The organism is Lamprobacter modestohalophilus (assembly GCF_016583905.1).
GTDB lineage: Bacteria > Pseudomonadota > Gammaproteobacteria > Chromatiales > Chromatiaceae > Lamprobacter > Lamprobacter modestohalophilus.
On the sequence record NZ_NRRY01000151.1, the window covers coordinates 1 to 1,638 of the forward strand.

General features: G+C 66.6%; 3 protein-coding genes. All 3 read left to right on the plus strand.

From position 1 onward, the window contains the following. Nucleotides 1-297, plus strand: a 297-nt coding sequence (locus tag CKO42_RS26475; protein WP_200252553.1) for a response regulator, incomplete at its 5' end; no start/stop codon positions are given. A 106-nt stretch (nt 298-403) separates the two neighbouring features. Further along, a complete protein-coding gene (locus tag CKO42_RS26480; protein WP_200252556.1) occupies nt 404-970 on the plus strand; it encodes a carboxymuconolactone decarboxylase family protein in 567 nt (188 codons plus the stop codon). Between the two features lie 31 nt (nt 971-1,001). Then, nucleotides 1,002-1,638, plus strand: a 637-nt coding sequence (locus CKO42_RS26485) for a thiamine pyrophosphate-binding protein (RefSeq protein WP_274608980.1), incomplete at its 3' end; no start/stop codon positions are given.

The following is a 1,638-nucleotide window of genomic DNA, read 5'->3' on the forward strand; positions in this document are numbered from 1 at the left end:
GACTGCGCCGAGGCTCGAGCGCTCATCGCGCGACAGCCGGTGCGCGGAGCCCTGATCGATATCCGCTTGCCGGATGGCGATGGCCGTGAGCTGGGGGCCGAGCTGGCGGCGCGCGCTCCGGGGCTGACGATCGTGCTGATGAGTGGTGCCCATGATCTGCAGCCTGATCCGGGGCTGGCGCCGCATGTCCGCGCCTATCTGAAAAAGCCGGTCAATCTGCACAGCATCCACCAGCTGTTTGTTGCGAGCGGCAAGCCAGCGCGAGCGTCCTTCAACAACGGCTCACGCGTCCCCTGATCCATGGCCACGAGTGAACTCAACCCCTCGCCTCGCCAGCGTGGTCAGTCCAACCAGTCGCCTTCAAAGGCGCAGTGATCCGCCCAACCGCTGCCAGGAGCACCTCATGCCCTCGCTGATTCCGGACCCGGATGTTCAATCGGAACTGCCGGACGCCATGCCTGCCATTCCTGCCATGCCGGCGCTGAGCAAAGCCGAGCGCCGCTTCAGCCGACTACCCAAACCGCTGCGCACGCTCGAGGCGGCGCCGGCCTCCCTGAAAAGCTACCTGGCCCTCGGCACCTTGTTGGAGAAGACCTCACTCTCGAGCGAGGAGCAACAGGTGGTGCTGCTCAGTGTCAGTCGCGAGAGCCGCTGCGCCGTCTGCATGGGTGCCCATGGTCTGCTCGCGGACATGATGGACTTGCCACCGGAGATGATCGAGGCGTTGCGCGAAGGAGGCCGCCTGAGCGATCAACGCTTGGAGTCCCTCAGGCAGTTCACCGCCGCGCTGGCCAAGGCGCACGGGCGCATCGATGAGGCCGCGGTCGCCGCGCTGGAGCAGGCCGGCTACGACCGGCAGCAGGTCCTCGAGGTGATCCTCGGGATCGGCATGAAGACCCTCGCGCGCTATAGCGATCAGATCCCCGGCACCGATGGACAGCCCTGGCCGGCAGCCTGTCTCGCCTGCTAGCGAGACCCTTTTCCAACCCTTGGAGTCCCCCATGCGTGCCGCTGAACTCTTTGTCCGCTGTCTCGAGAACGAAGGTGTCGAGTACATCTTCGGCATCCCCGGTGAGGAGAACCTCGACCTGATGGATGCGTTGATCGATAGCCCGATCCACTTCATCACCGTCCGCCATGAGCAAGGCGCGGCCTTCATGGCCGATGTCTATGGCCGCCTCACCGGCCGACCCGGGGTCTGCCTGGGCACGCTCGGCCCTGGCGCGACCAACCTGATCACCGGTGTCGCCGATGCCAATCTCGACCGCGCGCCAGTGGTCGCCATCGCCGGGCAGGGCTCGACCCACCGGCTGCACAAGGAGAGCCATCAGATCGTCGATCTGGTCAATCTGTTCGCGCCCATCTCCAAGTACGCGACCTCGGTGCGCGAGCCCGAGGTGATCCCGGAGGTGGTGCGCAAGGCGTTCAAGGAGGCGACCCTGGAGAAGCCGGGGGCGAGCTTCATCGAGCTGCCCGAGAACATCGCCGCTGCGGAGGTGGCGGAGCTGGCACCCCTGCGGGTGCAGAATCCGCGCACCCCCTGGCCGCCCGAAGATCGCCTCGCCGAGGCCGCGGCGCTGATCGCGCAAGCCGAGCGCCCGATGGTGCTGGCCGGCAATGGCGTCATTCGCGCGCAAG